Source organism: Parabacteroides sp. Y3-G-102, from assembly GCF_023656845.1.
GTDB classification, from domain to species: domain Bacteria; phylum Bacteroidota; class Bacteroidia; order Bacteroidales; family Tannerellaceae; genus Parabacteroides; species Parabacteroides distasonis.
This window is the reverse complement of record NZ_JAMOKU010000008.1, coordinates 17,418-36,963: the sequence shown is the minus strand read 5'-3', so window position 1 is coordinate 36,963 and position 19,546 is coordinate 17,418. Positions and strand designations below refer to the sequence as shown.

The window sequence follows — 19,546 nt, the reverse complement described above, 5'->3', positions numbered from 1 at the left end:
ATAGGTTTTATCTTAACAGGACTACTACTTGGATCGGACCATGCGCCCCGAATACCAAGGCTTGTTCAATATCAGCAGTCTTTGAGGGACCGGACATGAAGACTCCGTAATCATAATCCATAGTGGCAGTACGGCGGTAAGCCTCATTCATCGTATGAACCAATTGAGTCTTGTCCAACAAGATCACCAAAGCGTTCGAGATAAAGTACAGACCTTTATAACGTACCTGACGGGGTAACCAGACAGCGGCATTCTCCGCCACGCCGAAACTACCCTCCACCACAGATACGTCCGTCCCGTTCAACTCCCGGGGATCGGTCAGCTCATCCGGGTTAAAGGTAGCGCAAGTAATCTCCTTCAAATTCGAGGCGATACGTTTCGCCTCCGGAAACTCACGGCGGATCACCTCATTCACATCCTCGCCGGGCTTTAACTCGATGGCCTTGCCACCCGCCCCGGCTAGCACTTCCGAGAACGTAGCCAACTTATCCGCATAGGTAATCGCCTCCAACGTAAGCTCAGGCATCTCGTGGCGTGTACCCGTATGATGACGGATACTCGCCAATATAGAATCTTTACTACTCATTATCTCACCTTATTATTCTTCCACATATCATTAAACGACTCCTTGGCGAAAGCCGGAAGCTCACGTCCCTTGCCCCAAGCGTTCAAGCCATTATAGACCATGAAACGAGGCAAATGATTCACTACCGGAGCAAACTTCAACGCCGTATTGAACAATCCCGGACGTTCCATCAGGAACTTCATGCCGAAAGACATCACTTTCTTCTCCTTGCTCGCCTTACCGATCTTATCCAAATCTTGCCGCCAACGGTAAATCTGCTCGCCCAAATCGATCTTTACCGGACAAACGTTCGAGCAAGAAAGACATAAGGAGCAAGCCGATACGTTATCCGAATATTCCTCCGGATTCCTCAGCATACCCAAGTTGATCCCGATCGGTCCCGGGATGAAATACGTATACGAATAGCCACCACTCCTGCGATATACCGGACAGGTATTCATGCACTCGCCACAACGGATGCAATTCAACGTACGAATATGATCCGGTTTCGCCAAGATATCACTACGCCCGTTATCCACGATAATGATATGGAACTCTTGTCCCTCGGGCGGACGGCGATAATGAGAAGTATAAGACGTGATGGGTTGCCCCGTACCCGAACGAGCCAGCAAACGAGTGAATACGCCCAATGCCTCCAGATTCGGTACGATCTTCTCCATCCCCATCGTAGCGATATGCACCTTCGGGAAGGAGGTTCCCATATCGGCGTTTCCCTCATTGGTACAAACCACGATCTCGCCCGTAGAGGCGACGGCGAAGTTAGCACCCGTCATCGCCACGTCGGCATGCAGGAATTTCTCACGCAGATTCTTACGGGCGGCATGCGTCAGGTAGGTAGGGTCGATATTCCCTTTCTCCGTTCCCATCTCACGCTCCATCATCTCGCTGATCTGCTCCCGTTTGATATGGATCGCCGGCATCACGATATGGCTCGGGGCCAAATGCATCAATTGCAAGATACGCTCACCCAAATCGCTCTCCACCACATCGATTCCTTTCGACATCAAGAACTCGTTCATATGGCATTCCTCCGTCAGCATCGATTTGCTCTTGATCAGGTTCCGGGCATCATGCTGGCGCAAGATCCGCAAGACGATCTCGTTATGCTCCTCGGCATCTTTCGCCCAATGCACGATAGCCCCGTTGGCGATCGCGTTTTTCTCGAACTCCTCCAGAAGCGTGTCCAGATGGCTGTTGGAGTAAAGCTTGATCTCCGAGGCCAACTCCCTCAACCGCTCCCACTCTGGAAGCGAATGGCTCATCTTATCCCGTTTGGTACGTACCATCCAAAGCGTATGGTCGTGCCAAGCCTCATTCTCCTTATTCTCTAGGAAACGGGCCGCTGCTATAGCATGTTTCGTACTCATAATCCGGACGCTAATATTTGAACGATGTGAATAGTCTTGATCGGAAGTTTCTCCCGCTTGATAACCCCTTCCATATGCATCAAGCAAGAGCTATCCGCACCGGTGATATACTCGGCGCCGGTACTCATATGATCCTTTACCTTGTCTTGTCCCATGCAAGTAGAGACCTCAGGCTCCTCGATGGCGAACATACCGCCGAAACCGCAACATTCGTCCACCCGCTTCGGCTCGAACACCTCGATACCTTTCACCAAGGAAAGGAGATCACGTAACTTGGAATAGTACGGGATATTACGCTCGCTGGGCGACGAGAGATGCAACTCACGCACCCCGTGGCAACTATTATGGATACTCACCTTATGCGGGAAAACGGCCGGCAGGGATCCCGGTCTCACCACGTCGTGCAAGAACTCGCAGATATCATAAATCTTCTTACTGTTCATACAAACGTGATCCCGCTTTCCCAATATATGGGGATGGTTCTCTTTTACGAAGGCTACGCAACTGGCCGAGGGGCCTACCACGTAGTCATAGTTCTTAAACTGTTCCTCCATCCGGAGGGCCAAGCGAGCCGCCTCATCCTCGAAGCCGGCGTTCGCCATGGGTTGTCCGCAACAGGTCTGGTCCATCGGATAATCGACATCCACACCCACATGCCTCAACAATTTATACGAGGCGATACCCACTTCGGGGTACACCGCGTTAATGTAACATGGGATAAATAATCCTACCTTCATACTAATTTTATCTTATATATCATATACGACACCGTATATAATTAACACCTACAAGCCCCTCATAGCTGCATATTGGCCCTTACCCTGCTTAATGTCTCGGGAGTCATCAGCAAATAAGAGGCGATATGGGACAAGGGGGCACGCTGCACGATCTCAGGGTGTTCTTTCAATAAGCGGGCATAACGTTCATTAGCGGTCTCGAAACGAAGGAAATCCGCCTTCCGTTGAGACAGGATCAGCGAATTCTCCAACAGGCGGCGATACATGACCTCGATCTCGTAATCCTCGGCGCACAATGCCAATAAAGGATCATGAGGAATGCCATACAGCACCGTATTCTCCAAGGCCTCCACCAACAGATTAGCGGGACGCTGGCGCAAGAAGCTCTCGATGCAAATGAAGATGTTGTCCTCGCTGGCGAAATGCTCGGTCAGCTCTTTCTTATTCTTGAAGTAAAACTGGCGAACCATTCCCTTATAGACATAACCGAGTTGCGTACAAACCTCTCCTTCGCTCAAAAACAGGGCGCCTTTTTTCAATTCTGTCCGGATTAAGATAGAGGCCAGTTTCTGGGCGGCTTCCTCACTGAGTAGAATCGATTGCGCCGCGATCCTGCGAGCTATAAATATCGCTGTATCCATATTCATGGTTGTTTTTGTTTGTTTCCGCAAACTTACGAAATAAATACCACTTGATTTACATCAAGCCCCCATTTATTTATATTCCTGCCAACTCTTGATGCAGATATCATCTACGCTCAAGGTACAGAAGGCTTGAATGAAAGCGCTCGCCAGACGGGCATTCGTAATCAACGGGATATTCAGGTCGATGGCGGCACGGCGGATCTTATAGCCGTTGTCAAGCTCGCCGGCGGAAAGGTCACGAGGGATATTCACGACCATATCGATCTGCTTCTCATGAAGCATCTTAAGCGCCTGCGGTTCTCCCTTCTCGCTCGGCCAGTACACCTTCGTACTCGGAATGCCATTCTCCGCCAAGAAACGGTGCGTACCTCCCGTAGCGAATAGGTTGTAGCCTTTCGTCGCCAACATCTTAGCGGCATCCAGCATGGCTACCTTCTGCTTCGGCGTACCGGTGGACAGGAGGATATTCTTCTCCGGAACCCGTTGCCCGACAGCGAGCATACTCGTCAACACCGCCTCGGATACATCGTCGCCCAGACAACCCACCTCGCCCGTGGAAGCCATATCGACCCCTAATACCGGATCGGCTTTCTGCAAGCGATTGAACGAGAATTGAGAGGCCTTGATACCCACGTAATCCAAATCGAACTCATTCTTATTCGGTTTCTCTACCGGCAAGCCCAGCATGACACGGGTAGCCAACTCGATGAAGTTTATCTTCAGCACCTTGCTCACGAACGGGAAGGAACGGCTGGCACGAAGGTTGCACTCGATCACCTTGATCTCATTGCCCTTCGCCAGATATTGGATATTGAACGGGCCGGAGATATTCAGCTCCTTAGCGATCTGCTTACTGATACGCTTGATACGACGAACCGTCTCCACATATAATTTCTGGGCCGGGAACTGAATCGTAGCGTCGCCGGAATGAACCCCGGCAAACTCGATATGCTCGCTAATGGCATACATCACGATCTCGCCATGATCGGCCACGGCATCCATCTCCACCTCTTTCGCATGCTCGATGAACTGACTTACCACCACCGGATGCTTTTGGCTGACGTTGGCGGCCAATTTCAAGAAACGCTCCAACTCCTCTTGATTCGAGCAGACATTCATGGCGGCACCACTCAGCACGTAACTCGGGCGAACCAACACGGGGAAGCCTACCTCCGCCACGAAGCCATTGATATCCTCCATGGAAGAAAGCTCTTTCCAGCGGGGTTGATCCACGCCGATACGATCCAACATGGCGGAGAACTTCTCACGGTCCTCGGCATTATCGATGCTCTTGGCGGATGTCCCCAAGATATTCACATGCTGCTCGTCCAAACGCATCGCCAAGTTATTCGGGATCTGGCCGCCGGTGGAGACGATCACGCCGTGCGGGTTCTCCAGCTCGAGGATATCCATCACACGCTCGAAGGTAAGCTCATCGAAATAAAGACGATCGCACATATCATAGTCGGTAGACACCGTCTCGGGATTGTAGTTGATCATCACGGAACGATAGCCCTCCTTACGGATCGTATTCAAGGCCTGCACGCCACACCAGTCGAACTCCACCGAGCTACCGATGCGATAAGCGCCGGAACCCAGCACGACAATCGAGCGATGATCGCCCAAGTACGTCACGTCGTTTTCCGTACCGCTATACGTCAGGTACAGGTAATTCGTCCGCGCCGGATACTCGGCGGCCAAGGTATCGATCTGTTTCACCACCGGAAGAATGCCATGCTCCTTACGGAACTGGCGAACCAACATCATACCCTTCTCCACATCCCCGTCGAGACCGATCGCCCGTGCGATCTGGAAATCAGAGAACCCTTGTATCTTCGCCCGGCGGATCAACTCCGGATTGATGCGCCAACGTTGGATCCCCTTCATATCGAAAGCGTGAAGCTCCTTGGAGGTCTGCATGATTCCATATAGTTTCTGTAGGAACCATCGGTCTATCTTGGTAAGCTCATGAATCTGGTCTACCGTATAACCAGCACGGAATGCCTTCGAGATAACGAAGATACGGCGGTCGGTAGGCTCATGCAAAGCCTTATCGATATCCTCGATCACCAACTCCTTATTCTCCACGAAACCGTGCATACCCTGCCCGATCATACGCAAGCCCTTCTGGATAGCCTCCTCGAAGGTACGTCCGATCGCCATCACCTCGCCAACCGACTTCATGCTGGAACCCAACTCACGAGCCACGCCGTGGAACTTACCCAAGTCCCAGCGAGGGATCTTACATACCACGTAATCGAGAGCCGGCTCAAAGAAAGCGCTAGTCGTTTTCGTCACGGAGTTTTTCAAGTCGAACAAACCGTAGCCCAAACCTAATTTAGCGGCCACGAAAGCCAACGGATAACCGGTCGCCTTAGAAGCCAAGGCCGAAGAACGGCTCAAGCGGGCGTTCACCTCGATCACCCGGTAATCCTCACTCTCCGGATCGTAAGCGTATTGCACGTTACACTCGCCCACGATACCGATATGGCGGATGATACGGATCGCCAACTCACGTAATTTATGATAATCCGTATTACTCAAAGTCTGCGAGGGGGCAATCACGATAGACTCTCCCGTATGGATTCCCAGCGGGTCGAAATTCTCCATGTTACATACCGTGATGCAGTTATCGAAGCGGTCGCGCACCACCTCGTACTCTACCTCTTTCCAGCCCTTCAAGCTTTTCTCCACCAATACTTGCGGAGAGAAAGAGAAAGCCTTCTCTACCAACACGTCCAATTCTTCCTCATTGTCGCAGAAACCGGAACCCAAGCCCCCCAGTGCATAAGCGGCACGGACGATGACCGGATACCCCAGCTCGGCGGCCGCACGGCGAGCGTCAGCGGCGTTCTCCACGGCCTCGCTCTTGATCGTCTTCACGTCGATCTCATCCAGCTTGCGTACGAACAACTCCCGATCCTCGGTATCCATGATAGCCTGCACCGGGGTACCCAATACCTTCACGCCATACTTCTCCAGCACGCCGCTTTGGTAAAGAGCCACGCCACAATTCAACGCCGTCTGCCCGCCGAAAGCGAGCAAGATACCTTCCGGACGTTCCTTCTCGATCACCTTTTCCACAAAAAAAGGAGTAACGGGCAGGAAATAAACCGTGTCCGCAACTCCTTCCGATGTCTGTACCGTAGCGATATTCGGATTGATCAATACCGTTTGAATCCCCTCTTCCTTAATCGCCTTCAGGGCTTGGCTGCCTGAATAATCGAACTCGCCCGCCTCACCAATCTTCAAGGCTCCGGAACCGAGTATCAGGACTTTCTTTATATCTTCTTTCATTGCTTTACTTTTTTTAATGTTCTCTTTTAGGGTAAGCCTAAACACCCGTTTAGGGTAGACCTAAACACTCATTTAGGGTTGCCCTAATCCCTCGTTTAGGGTGGGCGTAAATCCCCGGCTACAACAATTCCGTGAATTTATCAAACATGAACTCCGTATCCAGCGGCCCGCTGCAAGCCTCGGGATGGAACTGAGAGGAGAAGAAAGGCTTCGTCTTATGCTTGATACCCTCGTTCGTCCCGTCATTCATATTGATGAACAGCGGTTCCCACTCCTCACCCAGCGTATCGTTATCCACGGCGTAACCATGGTTCTGCGAGGTGATGAAGCATTTCTCCGTGCCTACCATACGTACCGGCTGGTTATGGCTACGATGACCGTACTTCAATTTATAGATAGAAGCACCGCCGGCTTTCGCCAACAACTGGTTACCCATGCAAATACCGCAAATCGGCTTATCCCCGAAAAGCGCCTTACGGATATTCCGCACGGCGGCATCGCAAGTATCCGGATCGCCCGGACCGTTACTGATAAACAAGCCATCGTATTCCAGCTGATTGAAGTCGTAGTCCCAAGGCACACGGATCACCGCCACGTTACGCCTCAACAGGCAACGGATGATGTTATGTTTCACGCCGCAGTCCAAAAGCACGACGCGCTTTAGGAATTGAGAATCGAGAATCGAGAATCGGGAATCGGAGGCTTCCGATAAAGAACAGGTCTGGCTCGTACCATCGGGCAGGTAACAAATAATCTCCTTGCACGATACCCGATCCACATAGTTCACATGCTCATAATCCTCGATCTTCAATTCCCCATTTCCAATTTCGTTATCGGCATCGCCGATAACGATGCGTCCCATCATCACGCCATGCTCACGCAATTTCTTAGTCAACGCACGCGTATCGATACCGTATATGCCCGGGATCTTCTCCTCCTTCAACCAGTCGCCCAAACTGCACTCGGCGTTCCAGTGGCTATACTCATGGCTGTAATCGCTAACGATAATCGCCTCGGCATGGATCTTCTCGCTCTCCATAAACGTAGCGATCCCGTTCGGCTCGAACGTACGAGGCAGGACACCGTAGTTACCAACGAGCGGATAAGTCAACACCATCAACTGGCCTGCGTACGAAGGGTCCGTCAAGTTCTCCGGATATCCGGTCATAGCGGTATTGAACACGACCTCGCCAGCCACCGGTCTCTCATAGCCGAAAGAGTAGCCACGGAAGACGGTACCGTCGTCTAACATCAAAGTTGCTGTTCTGTTTGTCTGCATAGAATCTGTATGTTGTGTCATTTCACTAAATATTCTTCTTCCATATAGTGAATAAAAGCCTCGTTCACTAACCGAGTCCCGCCCGGTGTCGGGTAATCGCCGGAGAAATACCAGTCACCCGGATGCTCCGGACAAGAGGCATGCAAGCCCTCCAAAGTCTGGTAGACGATCTCTACTTTCGCCTGTGTCCCGGCCGGTGTAAGCAACTCCACCATCTTAACGGATATCTCCTCGTCCGTAAACGGGGCGTATATCTCCTTTACGTAATTCACCAACGGACCATCCGCCGCTGTTTGTTGTCGCTTCGCCTTCTGATAAGCGTCCAAGATCACGTATTCCATCCCCCGGTCACGTAACAGGGCCACCGCAGCCTTAAAAGCGATAAACTCGTTCATCCGGGACATATCGATACCGTAATAATCCGGGTAACGTACCTGCGGAGAAGAACTTACGATCACGATTTTCTTCGGATGCAGGCGATCCAAGATACCGATAATACTCTGGCGTAAGGTAGTACCCCGCACGATGCTATCATCTATCACAACCAGATTATCGATAAAAGGTTCAATACTTCCGTAAGTAATATCATATACGTGCGCCGCCAGATCATTGCGGCTATTGCCCTCAGCGATAAATGTACGTAATTTTATATCTTTTATAGCTACTTTCTCCGAGCGGACTCGCATGGAAAGGATTTGCTCCAGTTCCTCTTCCCTGAGCAGGTGACTACGATCGGCGATCCATTCTTTTTTCAGCTTATTCAAATAGTTGTTCAACCCCTCCTGCATCCCGAAATAAGCGACCTCGGCCGTATTCGGGATAAAAGAGAAGACGGTATGATTCAAGTCGTAATCCACCGCTTTCAAGATCGGATGCACGAGATTATCTCCCAAACGCTTCCTTTCCCTGTAAATATCCACGTCGCTACCCCGTGAGAAGTAGATACGCTCGAAGGAACAAGCCTTATTCTCTTTCGGCTCCACGATCTGGGAGATATGCCACTCGCCTTTCTTGTTGACGAGTATCGCCTCTCCCCGATTCAACTCCCGGATATCCTCTACCTGCACGTTCATCACGGTTTGTATAACCGGACGCTCGGAAGCCAACACGATAATCTCATCATCCGCATAATAGAAGGCCGGACGGATTCCCCACGGGTCCCGCACGCTGAACGACTCGCCACTACCGGTGATACCGCAAATCACGAAACCACCATCCCAGCCCGGGGTACAGCGTTTCAGCACGTTCGACAAATCAATTTGATCCTCGATGGCATGCGTGATATCCATCCCTCTCAATCCTTCCGCCTCACACTTTTGGTACAGGCGCTCCACTTCCCGGTCCAGCCGGTGTCCCAGCTGCTCCAGCATGATATACGTATCGGAATATTTCCGGGGATGCTGACCGATCGCCGTGATCTCCTCGAATACTTCATGAACATTTGTCAGGTTGAAATTTCCGCAAACGGCAAGGTTCTTTGCACGCCAGTTATTGCGTCGTAAAAAAGGATGGATATAAGAGATTCCGGATTTTCCGGTGGTACTGTAACGGAGGTGGCCCATATAAAGCTCTCCGGCGAAAGGTAGGTTGGCTTTGGCGAATAGCGGATCGTTGAGTTGCTCGGGGGTTAAATCCTTGTAGTGTTCGTGAACTGCGGCAAATATCTCGGTAATAGCTCCGGTCCCGACGGCCCGTTCACGGAACATATATTCCTCTCCGGCATTTGCCTCTAACTTCACGCAGGCTAAGCCCGCTCCTTCCTGCCCCCTGTTATGCTGCTTTTCCATCAGCAAATAGAGCTTGTTCAGTCCATACATCCAACTACCGTACTTCTCGTGATAATACTCCAAGGGTTTCAGTAACCGGACCATGGCAACACCACACTCGTGCTTCAATACTTCCATTGTCGAATCAACTTTTTGATTTTGCCGCAAAGATACAGACAATACCTAACATATTGTTTAAACAAACATAAAATAATTGACACTTTCACGGAAAAAATGTTTTTATCGGACGTTTGGTTAACAAAGCTTACATTTTATAAGCAAAAGGGAGCGTTTTATTTTCAATCCATAAGCCACTCATTTCCCTCTTGAAAGAGGCCTTTCAAAGATATCCATCCGAGAACCGTAATATTTCCGTAACAGAAAGAAAAACACCAATATTCTTTCTGGCACAGAAATATTCTTGCATAAATTCTTTCTATCATAGAAATAATTCGGTAATTTTGTGCGTAAATATAAATTCCATAGAATGAATACAAATATACTCCAAACACTGATAACGGCCATGCAACGCCGATTAGCGGCTCTTCCGCAGAGATTGCGGCCATTTACCACGGAGTTTGATGAGCTCCCTAAAAACCTGATGCTAACCGGTGCCAGAGGATGTGGCAAATCTACATTTCTACTCCATCATTCACAAGGCAGGCGCTTATTATACTTTTCTGCTGATAATCCGAAGATTATTGGCGAACCGCTCTATGACTTAGTTAGTAGCGTATTCATGCTTGGTTATGAAGGTGTTATTATCGACGAGATTCACTACGCATCAAACTGGAGCATACATCTGAAGGCCTTGTATGATGACTATCCAGGAAAAATCATCTGGATTTCAGATTCCTCATCGTTAGTACTTCGTGATGGCAAAGCCGACTTGTCCAGACGTTATGTAGCGATACAGATGCCTTTAATGTCGTTCAGAGAATTTCTATATCTTGAAACTGGCCAAATATACCCCAAGTATAAACTGGGAGACACAATACTACCTACACAACCAGATGCGGAGCTGTTGAACCATTTCCTCAATTATCGTAGTTACGGTACACGTCCTTTCTACCAAGAGAAAGATTTCGAAGCACGTTACATGGCTATCATCGACAAAATTCTCAATAACGATATACCGTTCTTCCTGCCTAGCATTTCCGAAAACAACCTACGTGTGATGCGAGCCATTATCGGCACACTGGCAAACTCCTCAATACCTCGTGTACAAGTCACCTCCTTATGCTCCGACTGGGGAATAGGAGCGGAAAAACTCTATCAACTACTCTTTGTGATGGAAAGTGTAGATCTATTGAAAATAGTAAAGTACCCCAATGACACGAAAGCCCGTAGCACTGGCGCAAAAATGTTGTTCGCAGACCCATGTGCTTATAAGGTTTTGAATGCAGACCAAGGAACGGAACGTGAAGCCTACACTGTCCACTGCTTTTCTAGGGCAGGTTACGAGATAAACGCCATGAAAGACGAGAAGAAAGGTGATTATGTGATTACAAAAGACCATGTATCACAAACCCTAGAAGTTGGAGGAAAAAACAAAAATCCTAAAGAAGCGGACTATGTCTTGAGAGACAACACCGACTACCCTGTAGGCAACGCCATTCCATTCTGGCTCATGGGTATGATGTGGTAGTATTATAGTCATCACCTAAAAAAAATAATCACCCCAGCCATTCGTCTCCCCCCTTCAAAAAGGAAATGAATGTCCAAGGTGATTATTTTTAAATATATCAGAAAGCAGGAAAATCCCTATCTTCCCCACTCCTTTATCATCTGCTCATTCCGCAAACGACATTACCATCCATAATGACATATACGTGTTGTTACTTTACTCCATAAAAATATCTGCTATTGTTTCCCTATACACTCATAAATAAAACCAGCTTCATGAAGTTCATGAGCGTCATAAATATTACGACCATCGATCAATAAGGAATTACGCATAAGTCTTTTAAGTACAGCCCAGCTAGGGATACGGAACTCTTTCCATTCCGTAACCAGTAACAAGGCATCCGCATCCACCGTAGCGTCATACATATCACTCGCATAGACGACCTTGTCACCCAGCCTACGTCTGCACTCCGCCATAGCGATCGGATCATACACCCTGACCGTAGCACCCGCTTTCGTCAGCAAATCAACCAAGATCAAAGAGGTAGCCTCACGCATATCATCCGTCTCCGGCTTAAAAGCCAAGCCCCACAAGGCCACCGTCTTGCCGGATAAGTCTGAAATATGTTTTTGAAGTTTATGAAACAACACGCTCTTTTGCCTCTCATTCACCTCCTCGACCGCTCTCAAGACATTCATCGTATAGCCATTCTTTTCCGCCGTCTTGATCAATGCTTTTACGTCTTTCGGGAAGCAAGAACCACCATAGCCGCATCCCGGGTACAAGAACTTACTCCCGATACGGCTGTCTGAACCTATTCCCTTACGCACCATGTTCACGTCAGCACCCACCAGTTCACAAAGATTAGCGATGTCATTCATAAAACTAATACGGGTAGCCAACATGGAATTGGCAGCGTATTTGATCATCTCAGCGGAAGGAACATCCGTAATGATCAAGCGATAGTTATTCATCATGAAGGGCTTATACAACTTCTCCATCAGTTTTCGTGCTCGCTCCGATTCCACGCCGACCACCACACGATCTGGCTTCATGAAATCATCCACCGCATTTCCCTCTTTCAAGAACTCCGGATTACTGGCCACGTCAAACTCAACAGACACACCCCGTTTATCCAATTCCTCTTGAATAGCGGCCTTGACCTTCCGGGCCGTACCCACCGGCACCGTACTTTTAGTCACCACTAACGTATATTTATTGATATGCTGCCCTACCGTACGGGCAACCTCCAGCACATAACGCAGATCCGCACTGCCATCCTCGTCCGGAGGCGTACCTACCGCACTGAACACCACCTCCACGTCATCCAGAACGGAGGAGAGATCCGTCGTGAACTTCAAACGTCCGGCATTATAATTCTTATGGACCATATCCTCCAAGCCCGGCTCGTAAATCGGGATGACACCCTTCTTCAAGTTCTCGATCTTCTCGGCCATCACATCCACGCACGTAACGTCCACACCCATCTCTGAAAAACAGGTACCCGTTACCAAACCGACATATCCTGTCCCGACAATCGCTATTTTCATACCGTAGAATTTATTTTTATAGATTATAATATGATTTGAACCACGCCACGGTTCGATTAACACCCTCTTGAATATCCATTGAAGGCTTAAAACCCACTGCCTGTTGAAGTAATGTAGTATCAGCGTTCGTCTGATACACGTCCCCCGGTTGCATCGGAAGAAAATCCTTCACCGCCTCTTTCCCGCAAGCGCTCTCTATAGCTTGTATAAAATCCATCAACCTGACAGGCTGTGAATTGCCTATATTATAAATACGATAGGGTGCGGAGGAGGAGCTAGGATCCGGATGCTCCGGGTCCCAATCCGGATTCGGTGTAGCCGGGTGATCTAAGACCCGTATCACTCCCTCCACGATATCATCAATATACGTAAAGTCACGTAACATATCCCCGTTATTGAATACCTGAATCGGACGATCGTGCAGAATAGCGTCAGTAAACAAGAAAGGAGACATATCCGGCCTCCCCCAGGGTCCATACACCGTAAAGAAGCGCAAACCCGTGGCAGGAACCCCATACAATTGGCTATACGCATGCGCCATCAACTCGTTAGACTTCTTGGATGCGGCATACAAACTCACGGGATGAGCGATACTCGTTTTCTCCGAAAAAGGCACATCCGCATTCAGCCCATACACGCTGCTAGAGCTGGCATACACCAAATGACTCACCTGATGGTGCCTGCATCCCTCCAGCACATTGATAAAACCATCCAAGTTCGATTCCACGTACGCATATGGATTCGTGATCGAATAACGTACGCCTGCTTGGGCGGCCAGATTCACCACCGCATCGAACCCCTCGTTGGCGAAAAGCATCCGCATCGCCTGCCGATCCTCCAGATTCATCCGGATAAAGCGGTATCTCTCATACGTATGGCTCGGAGTCAATTTATACCAATCCACCTCCTCTTCCCGTATGCCCGCCTCCTTCAAGCGACCATACTTCAAGGCCGTATCATAATATCCATTGATATTATCCAAGCCCACAACCTCGTCTCCCCGCTCCAGTAAACGCCGTGCGACAAACGAGGCGATAAAACCGGCGGAGCCGGTCAATAAAACCTTCATAAATATGTATGTTGAAAAAAGATTTGTGTAAGAAATTATTCTAAGATCCTTTTACGAATATTACTTCCATAGATATTTCTCACTACCGAGACAGGAAGCAACCTAAACATCAAACGAGCTATCGGATAAATATAACGCCAAGAGAAACGTCCATACAAACGAGAGATCCCATTGACATAAATCTTAAACTCATTGAAAGTATTTTTTCTTTTATTTCTTCGCTTAAAGACATCTCCTTCTCGGCGAAAATAAATCGTTACATCCTTGATATTTCCGATCTGATATCCCTTACAGAGTACATCATACCACAAAGCGAGATCTTGGCTCGTTCGATAACGCTCATCATACCTTAATCCATTGTCAAATATAAAACGACGCATCATCACAGTCGGATGAGCCAATGGTGATGCTTTACAAATAGAACTTTTTACATCTTTATTTGTCAGAGGATAATGACGTATACCCAAATCCTCATGCTCCGCATCAAACTCTTGCAAAGCACCTCCAAGCACCGATACCTCCGGATGTTCTTTCAGATACCTCACCTGCCTCTCAAATCGCAATGGATGCGATATATCATCGCTATCCATACGAGCGATAAAATCTGATTTTACCACACTCAGCCCCTTGTTCAAAGATTTAGTTAATCCCAAATTACAATCATTCCTCAATAAAACCAAGCGTTCCCTCAACAAAGACTTCCAATCAATAATGACACGTATCAATTCATCACCCAATGGTCCATCTTCAACCAAAACAATCTCATCCGGTTTCAAGGTTTGATCCGTCCAAACACTCCGCAAGGCTCGAGCCAAGTAGTCTGCTTTCTCTGATTTATAAACAGACATTAATACTGAAATACTCATACTACAATCCGTGATATATCTATATAACAAAGAGTCCGCTTACCCAAATAAACCGTATCAAAAAAAACATATCGTCCATCTTTAGAAAAACGAGGATGCAAATCACAACGACACTCCCCTGTATATTTCAGTCCATGATATAGTTCTAATAAAGGAAACAACTCACACGTTTTTATATGATAAAGATAAAGATGCTGCATCCTGCTTTTATCCGGATAAGTATCAAATGCGATCCACTCTCCATATACTGTCGGGTGCCCATCACCTGTAGCCAATTCCGTCATCTTGTCACACAAAGTAAACTTTCCAGTATTTATATCTATAAAATAGAAACCATCCTTACCCTCATAACGAAGATAACCAAACACAGTATTATCATCTACCCAACACATGTGACTGACTATTTCGTCATCAGCCAGAACTTTCATTCTCTTGAAATCCGAATACATCAAACGGTCAAACCTACGTTTTCCTCTATACCATCGATGTATGAAAATAAATCCTTTTCCATCAGGTTTTATCATTAAATGATTCACTTTATGAAGACTTACATCAAAAGTATCTTTAGGTTCGACGGATATGATCTCTTGCAAAGTATAAAGTAATTTACTCTCGCCATCATTATATGAGACATACCAAATACCATCATTATCCAAACACTCTAATTCCGTCCTAGAAGGAATAGCAAGACTACGATATCCATAATCCGGACGTAACGCCATTATTCTACTATAATTTATTGACAAGAAATAATCTTTGAGATAAGCATCCTGCACAGGAAACTCAAACTCTTTTACTACAATCCGTTCATCTAATGAATATGCCAATGCCTTATACTTATTATCCTTCAAGACATTGAAAACAACGACATCATCATCAATCCATTGAGATCGTACTCCTTGCTGCCATGTATAAGTTTCACTATCTATTAAATTCACCTTTTGCCTCGTCCTCAAATCAACAACCCTTATTCCTACGGGAAATCTAGGATTGGGCTTAACAGCGGTTGATTGTGTCGGAATATTCACTAACACCATCCCTTTATTATTAATGGAAGTCTTATCATAATAACCGCCAAAACTTTCCGAGTCAGAATAAAAAGAAACTATTTCATTCACTCTTGAATCCAGAATCTTTGCATTGTAGTCTTTATGATAAATAACTGCATTAATAGTTATATATATCTGCTTAACCAATCTTTTCAATCCTGGTGTAGCAGAAAGAAACGATGCTATTAATCGTTCCTTTGTAGAAAAGTTCGCCATATTACCGAAATTTCAATTTTATAAGTTCATAAATATATTTCAACCGGGTTCTTATTTTATAGACTATACCATTTCTAGATTTACCTGTTGATGTAGAAGCGTTCGTATCATGTCTCCTATAAAATATAAGAGGATCTTCAAGAATTTTATAAGTAAAAAAGAAGGAAGCGACATAACCTATCCAACGGTCATGAGATTGTATTCCTTTAGGAAAAGGCAAAGACTTTTCCTAAACGCTCCGCCTAAAAGCCGCACAACAACCCTGCCAAGGAGTGGGTTTATAAAGTGCCTTCCAACGGCTCAATGTAACGCTTCCATCAAAACGGGTATTACTTTTAACAATAAGATTTGAATCTGTCAAATAGCAATCACTTACCACATAATCATATTCTTTTAGTATCAATGACATTATCTTAACCTTATTCTCACACCATACATCATCTTGATCCGCTAAAAAGATAATCTCTCCAGTAGCCATCTTTAAAGCATTCTCAAAATTTGTTGTTACTAGATTAATCAGCGACAGACCACTTTTATCTCTATCAAATATATAAATCTGAATTCTGCTATCATCAAGTTCTGCTATTCGTTGTAAAGTTTCATCAGTAGAACTATCATCCGACACAATCACCTCATCATCTTCCGATAGCTGGCACAATATAGATTCCAGCTGCTCCTTAATATACTTTGCCCCATTATAGGTAGCTATACAAACAGAGATCTTACCCATCATGCAACCAATGGATAAGATGAAACAACAGGATTAACCGCCTGTATATTTCTTATTATCAGACATTTACCCTCCCATTAAATTCTTAGTCAAACTGCTTAATATTAAGAATATAGGCCAATTAGATTTAACCGGGTTCAATCCTCTTATAACCCCATGTATAATATGTTTTAAATACATTGCCCTTGGTGCGATACAAATCGGGAAATAAAATAATTTCACTAAATATTTTACGCCATTCTTCTTTTTCCAATATCCGGGGACATAGTCTCTTCGGCAAAGCCACAAATAATTTCTAAACTGATAATACATCCTAAACGGAGAAGCAATGGCTATCGATCTTGAAGCCACTTTTTTATCACCTTCCCCTAATTGATGGTTAATCTTAGCGTCTTCAACGACAAAAGATCGCCATTGCGATTTATGCCATGCCCGCCAACACCATTCATGGTCTACGCCATCAATAAACAAAGACTCATCAAACCCTCCTACATCAAGCAATGATATCCTCGAGATCAATGATATCGGATGAATTAACAAAGGTTTCTTTAGAAAACCTCGCTATCATTTTTGACTTATCCCCATACGGCATTCCACTCTGCCGATTAATCGCCCGGGTTCCTACCGCTCCAACCTTTATTCCCTTCTTTTGAAGCGCTTGATAATTTTCAAGTAACTTGCTCACCACTTTCTCTGATGCAATCGAATCTTGATCCGAAAAAAGTACGAAATCATAACCTAAATCTATAAAATGACGAATGCCTATATTCTGTGCAGCAGCAATACCTACATTCTTCAGCAATGGTTTATACTCTACCGACTCATAACCGCCCAGCACCTCCGAGTGGTCAGAAGGAGAATTATCCACTACGCATATTTGGTCTACCTGACTAGCCAATGATGACAGAGCTTTCTTTGTCACCTCAAAATCAGGGTTATATAACACCATTACCACTCCTACTTTTACCATATCTTTTATCTAATAATCCATCTTTTACACCTCTAAACATTTGCACATAAATCTCTCGCCAACACCTAACCTTGAAAGGAAAAGAAATTGGAAATACAATTAACTTAATCGCACGATTAATCTTCCATTGCATTGGGACGTAACAACGTCTAATTAACCATAAATAATTTCGTACTTGATAATAATATCGTATCGGGGCTGAAATGATGACAAGCTGGTTAAATATCCGGTACTCTTGTTGCCCTACATAATGAATAAGTTTAATATTTGTGGTTAAACCATTCACAAAACCTTTGTTATTAGCCCTCCAACACAATTCAAAATCCACATAATCAATAAATAAGTAATCATCATTTAGTCCCACCTCCTCTATTTTCCGCAGGGCGACACAACTGCCCGAACTGATAATCTCTCGCCTCAATATAAAATCCTCTGCCGCCCATACATCCCGATGGATTGTCGATTTATACACTTCTTTAGTACGGCCATTTGTTACTGTCGGGCCCAACAAAAACAGATTAGGCACTAATCCATTAATACGCTTATATTCCTCAACCATCCTGTTAGCATACCCCTCAGGGATCACACTATCTTGATCGAAGAAAATCACATAGTCACATCCCGATTCACGAGCTTGCCCGATCCCTTCATTTTGTGCCGTCGCAATACCCAGATTATCCCCCAAAGGGATATACACCAGCCTATCCGCCCTTAAATCCAAATCTCTACCGGGTGTGTTATCCACGACTATTAGAGTGATATTTCCATTCTTTAATAGATCCTTATGGAATAAACTCAACTCTGCTTTATACAAGACAACTACTATTGCCACAGATTCCCTCATAAACCTTCACACACAGTAAACGGCATAAGCGCCTGATAAGAAAATCGAGGAAAGCCTATCTCCCCCTTGACAATTTTTTCAAGATAATAATTGGACTCTAAGCTGTTATATTTAATCTTTCCATCAAACAACAAGAGTAACCTGGTTAACCAACTCTTTCGATAGAAGACAAAACTAGAGATAAGCCACACATCCTCCACGGAAAGCAAATTCTCATAAGCCAACAAGAAACGTCGATTTTGAAGTCCCAATACATGTTCTTTATAATTTCCTTCCATACATTTACGCATCCTTCTCATAAAACGCCATTTTCCATTTGACTATCAACATATTAACAATATAAGATATGAGATTTATCATCCTAAATCACCTTGCATAAAAACATGCACAATTTGGTACATCAAGAAGTCATGCACCTTAATCACTTCAGACAAGTAGTCACGTATGTTTCAGCCGCCATCCTATTGAACAACATCGTACATTCAGTAGCGAAACTTTGTATCAATGCCCACTCCTTAGTCAGTGCGACCCTCCCTTAATCCCATGCCTCCCTAATAACACCTAAATTCACATCTACCAATATGGTATTAGAGTAGCAAATCAACGGAATAAAATGATCCTCATCTTTTAGCTGATCAACTACCGCTACCACCTTCAATTTATCCGGCATCCAAACATCATCTTGATCGCAAAAGACAAAATAATCAGCATCATTGTATCGCTCAATTGCCTTCTGTAGTAATCACTCATGGCAAAACTAACGTTTTCCCCCTCAAATACTTCAAAGATCATCGGATACCGTTCTTTATAAGCGATCAATAAATCCGATGTACCATTGAAGCCCTATCATCTCTCCTAACACTTTCAGTTTCATACCCTCTTGGGCCAACAAGCTATCCAGCTGGGCACAAAAAAACGCTCCCCATTATAGGTAGAGAGAAGAACTACT

17 protein-coding genes are annotated in these 19,546 nt (G+C 45.9%); 1 reads left to right on the top strand and 16 read right to left on the bottom strand.

Translation table 11 applies throughout. The features are described from left to right. Positions 1 to 7: 7 nt before the first annotated feature. The 7 genes from NBH16_RS05445 to NBH16_RS05415 all read right to left on the bottom strand — a co-directional run bounded on the left by NBH16_RS05445 (position 8) and on the right by NBH16_RS05415 (position 9,814). Positions 8 to 586, bottom strand: coding sequence for a LutC/YkgG family protein (locus NBH16_RS05445; protein WP_005857851.1), 579 nt, complete (start codon positions 584 to 586; stop codon positions 8 to 10). Then, the gene (locus NBH16_RS05440) at positions 586 to 1,953 is read right to left on the bottom strand and encodes a lactate utilization protein B (protein ID WP_009275003.1); all 1,368 of its coding nucleotides are present in this window, start codon (positions 1,951 to 1,953) and stop codon (positions 586 to 588) included. Before NBH16_RS05440 ends, NBH16_RS05445 begins: the two co-directional genes overlap by 1 nt. After that, on the bottom strand, positions 1,950 to 2,690 hold the full coding sequence (locus NBH16_RS05435; protein WP_005857855.1) for a (Fe-S)-binding protein: 741 nt from the start codon (positions 2,688 to 2,690) through the stop codon (positions 1,950 to 1,952). The genes NBH16_RS05440 and NBH16_RS05435 overlap by 4 nt, the downstream gene beginning before the upstream one ends. 59 nt (positions 2,691 to 2,749) lie before the next feature. Continuing rightward, positions 2,750 to 3,331, bottom strand: a complete 582-nt coding sequence (locus NBH16_RS05430) for a Crp/Fnr family transcriptional regulator (protein WP_005857857.1) — start codon at positions 3,329 to 3,331, stop codon at positions 2,750 to 2,752. 72 nt (positions 3,332 to 3,403) lie between these two features. Then, positions 3,404 to 6,631 carry a carbamoyl-phosphate synthase (glutamine-hydrolyzing) large subunit gene (gene carB / locus NBH16_RS05425; protein ID WP_005857859.1) on the bottom strand — a complete coding sequence of 1,076 codons (3,228 nt, stop codon included), beginning with the start codon at positions 6,629 to 6,631 and terminating at the stop codon, positions 3,404 to 3,406. Positions 6,632 to 6,749: 118 nt separating this feature from the next. After that, complete coding sequence (carA, locus tag NBH16_RS05420) at positions 6,750 to 7,931, bottom strand: glutamine-hydrolyzing carbamoyl-phosphate synthase small subunit (protein WP_250788204.1); 1,182 nt, start codon at positions 7,929 to 7,931, stop codon at positions 6,750 to 6,752. Then, a complete protein-coding gene (locus NBH16_RS05415) occupies positions 7,928 to 9,814 on the bottom strand; it encodes an amidophosphoribosyltransferase (protein WP_005857863.1) in 1,887 nt (628 codons plus the stop codon). The genes carA and NBH16_RS05415 overlap by 4 nt, the downstream gene beginning before the upstream one ends. A gap of 349 nt (positions 9,815 to 10,163) precedes the next feature. On the opposite strand from NBH16_RS05415, the gene NBH16_RS05410 reads away from it, so the two are divergent. Beyond that, positions 10,164 to 11,324, top strand: coding sequence for an ATP-binding protein (locus NBH16_RS05410; RefSeq protein WP_036632038.1), 1,161 nt, complete (start codon positions 10,164 to 10,166; stop codon positions 11,322 to 11,324). 215 nt (positions 11,325 to 11,539) lie between these two features. On the opposite strand, the gene NBH16_RS05405 is transcribed toward NBH16_RS05410, so the two are convergent. From NBH16_RS05405 to NBH16_RS23280, 9 genes are all read right to left on the bottom strand, one after another. Then, complete coding sequence (locus NBH16_RS05405; protein ID WP_129984492.1) at positions 11,540 to 12,853, bottom strand: UDP-glucose dehydrogenase family protein; 1,314 nt, start codon at positions 12,851 to 12,853, stop codon at positions 11,540 to 11,542. A gap of 16 nt (positions 12,854 to 12,869) precedes the next feature. After that, complete coding sequence (locus tag NBH16_RS05400) at positions 12,870 to 13,922, bottom strand: NAD-dependent epimerase (protein ID WP_129984491.1); 1,053 nt, start codon at positions 13,920 to 13,922, stop codon at positions 12,870 to 12,872. A 35-nt stretch (positions 13,923 to 13,957) separates the two neighbouring features. Then, positions 13,958 to 14,788 (bottom strand): glycosyltransferase, encoded by an 831-nt coding sequence (locus NBH16_RS05395; protein WP_129984490.1) that lies wholly within the window; start codon positions 14,786 to 14,788, stop codon positions 13,958 to 13,960. Then, positions 14,785 to 16,053, bottom strand: a complete 1,269-nt coding sequence (locus tag NBH16_RS05390) for a glycosyl transferase (protein ID WP_129984489.1) — start codon at positions 16,051 to 16,053, stop codon at positions 14,785 to 14,787. The genes NBH16_RS05395 and NBH16_RS05390 overlap by 4 nt, the downstream gene beginning before the upstream one ends. Positions 16,054 to 16,282: 229 nt before the next feature. Continuing rightward, on the bottom strand, positions 16,283 to 16,786 hold the full coding sequence (locus NBH16_RS05385; protein WP_129984488.1) for a glycosyltransferase: 504 nt from the start codon (positions 16,784 to 16,786) through the stop codon (positions 16,283 to 16,285). 63 nt (positions 16,787 to 16,849) lie between these two features. Continuing rightward, entirely contained in the window at positions 16,850 to 17,284 is a 435-nt protein-coding gene (locus NBH16_RS05380; RefSeq protein ID WP_233524136.1) for a glycosyltransferase family protein, read from the bottom strand. Continuing rightward, on the bottom strand, positions 17,277 to 17,753 hold the full coding sequence (locus tag NBH16_RS05375) for a glycosyltransferase (protein ID WP_233524138.1): 477 nt from the start codon (positions 17,751 to 17,753) through the stop codon (positions 17,277 to 17,279). The genes NBH16_RS05380 and NBH16_RS05375 overlap by 8 nt, the downstream gene beginning before the upstream one ends. After that, the gene (locus NBH16_RS05370; protein WP_227713895.1) at positions 17,719 to 18,585 is read right to left on the bottom strand and encodes a glycosyltransferase; all 867 of its coding nucleotides are present in this window, start codon (positions 18,583 to 18,585) and stop codon (positions 17,719 to 17,721) included. The genes NBH16_RS05375 and NBH16_RS05370 overlap by 35 nt, the downstream gene beginning before the upstream one ends. A gap of 547 nt (positions 18,586 to 19,132) precedes the next feature. Beyond that, on the bottom strand, positions 19,133 to 19,267 hold the full coding sequence (locus NBH16_RS23280; RefSeq protein WP_255417928.1) for a hypothetical protein: 135 nt from the start codon (positions 19,265 to 19,267) through the stop codon (positions 19,133 to 19,135). Positions 19,268 to 19,546 lie beyond the last annotated feature (279 nt).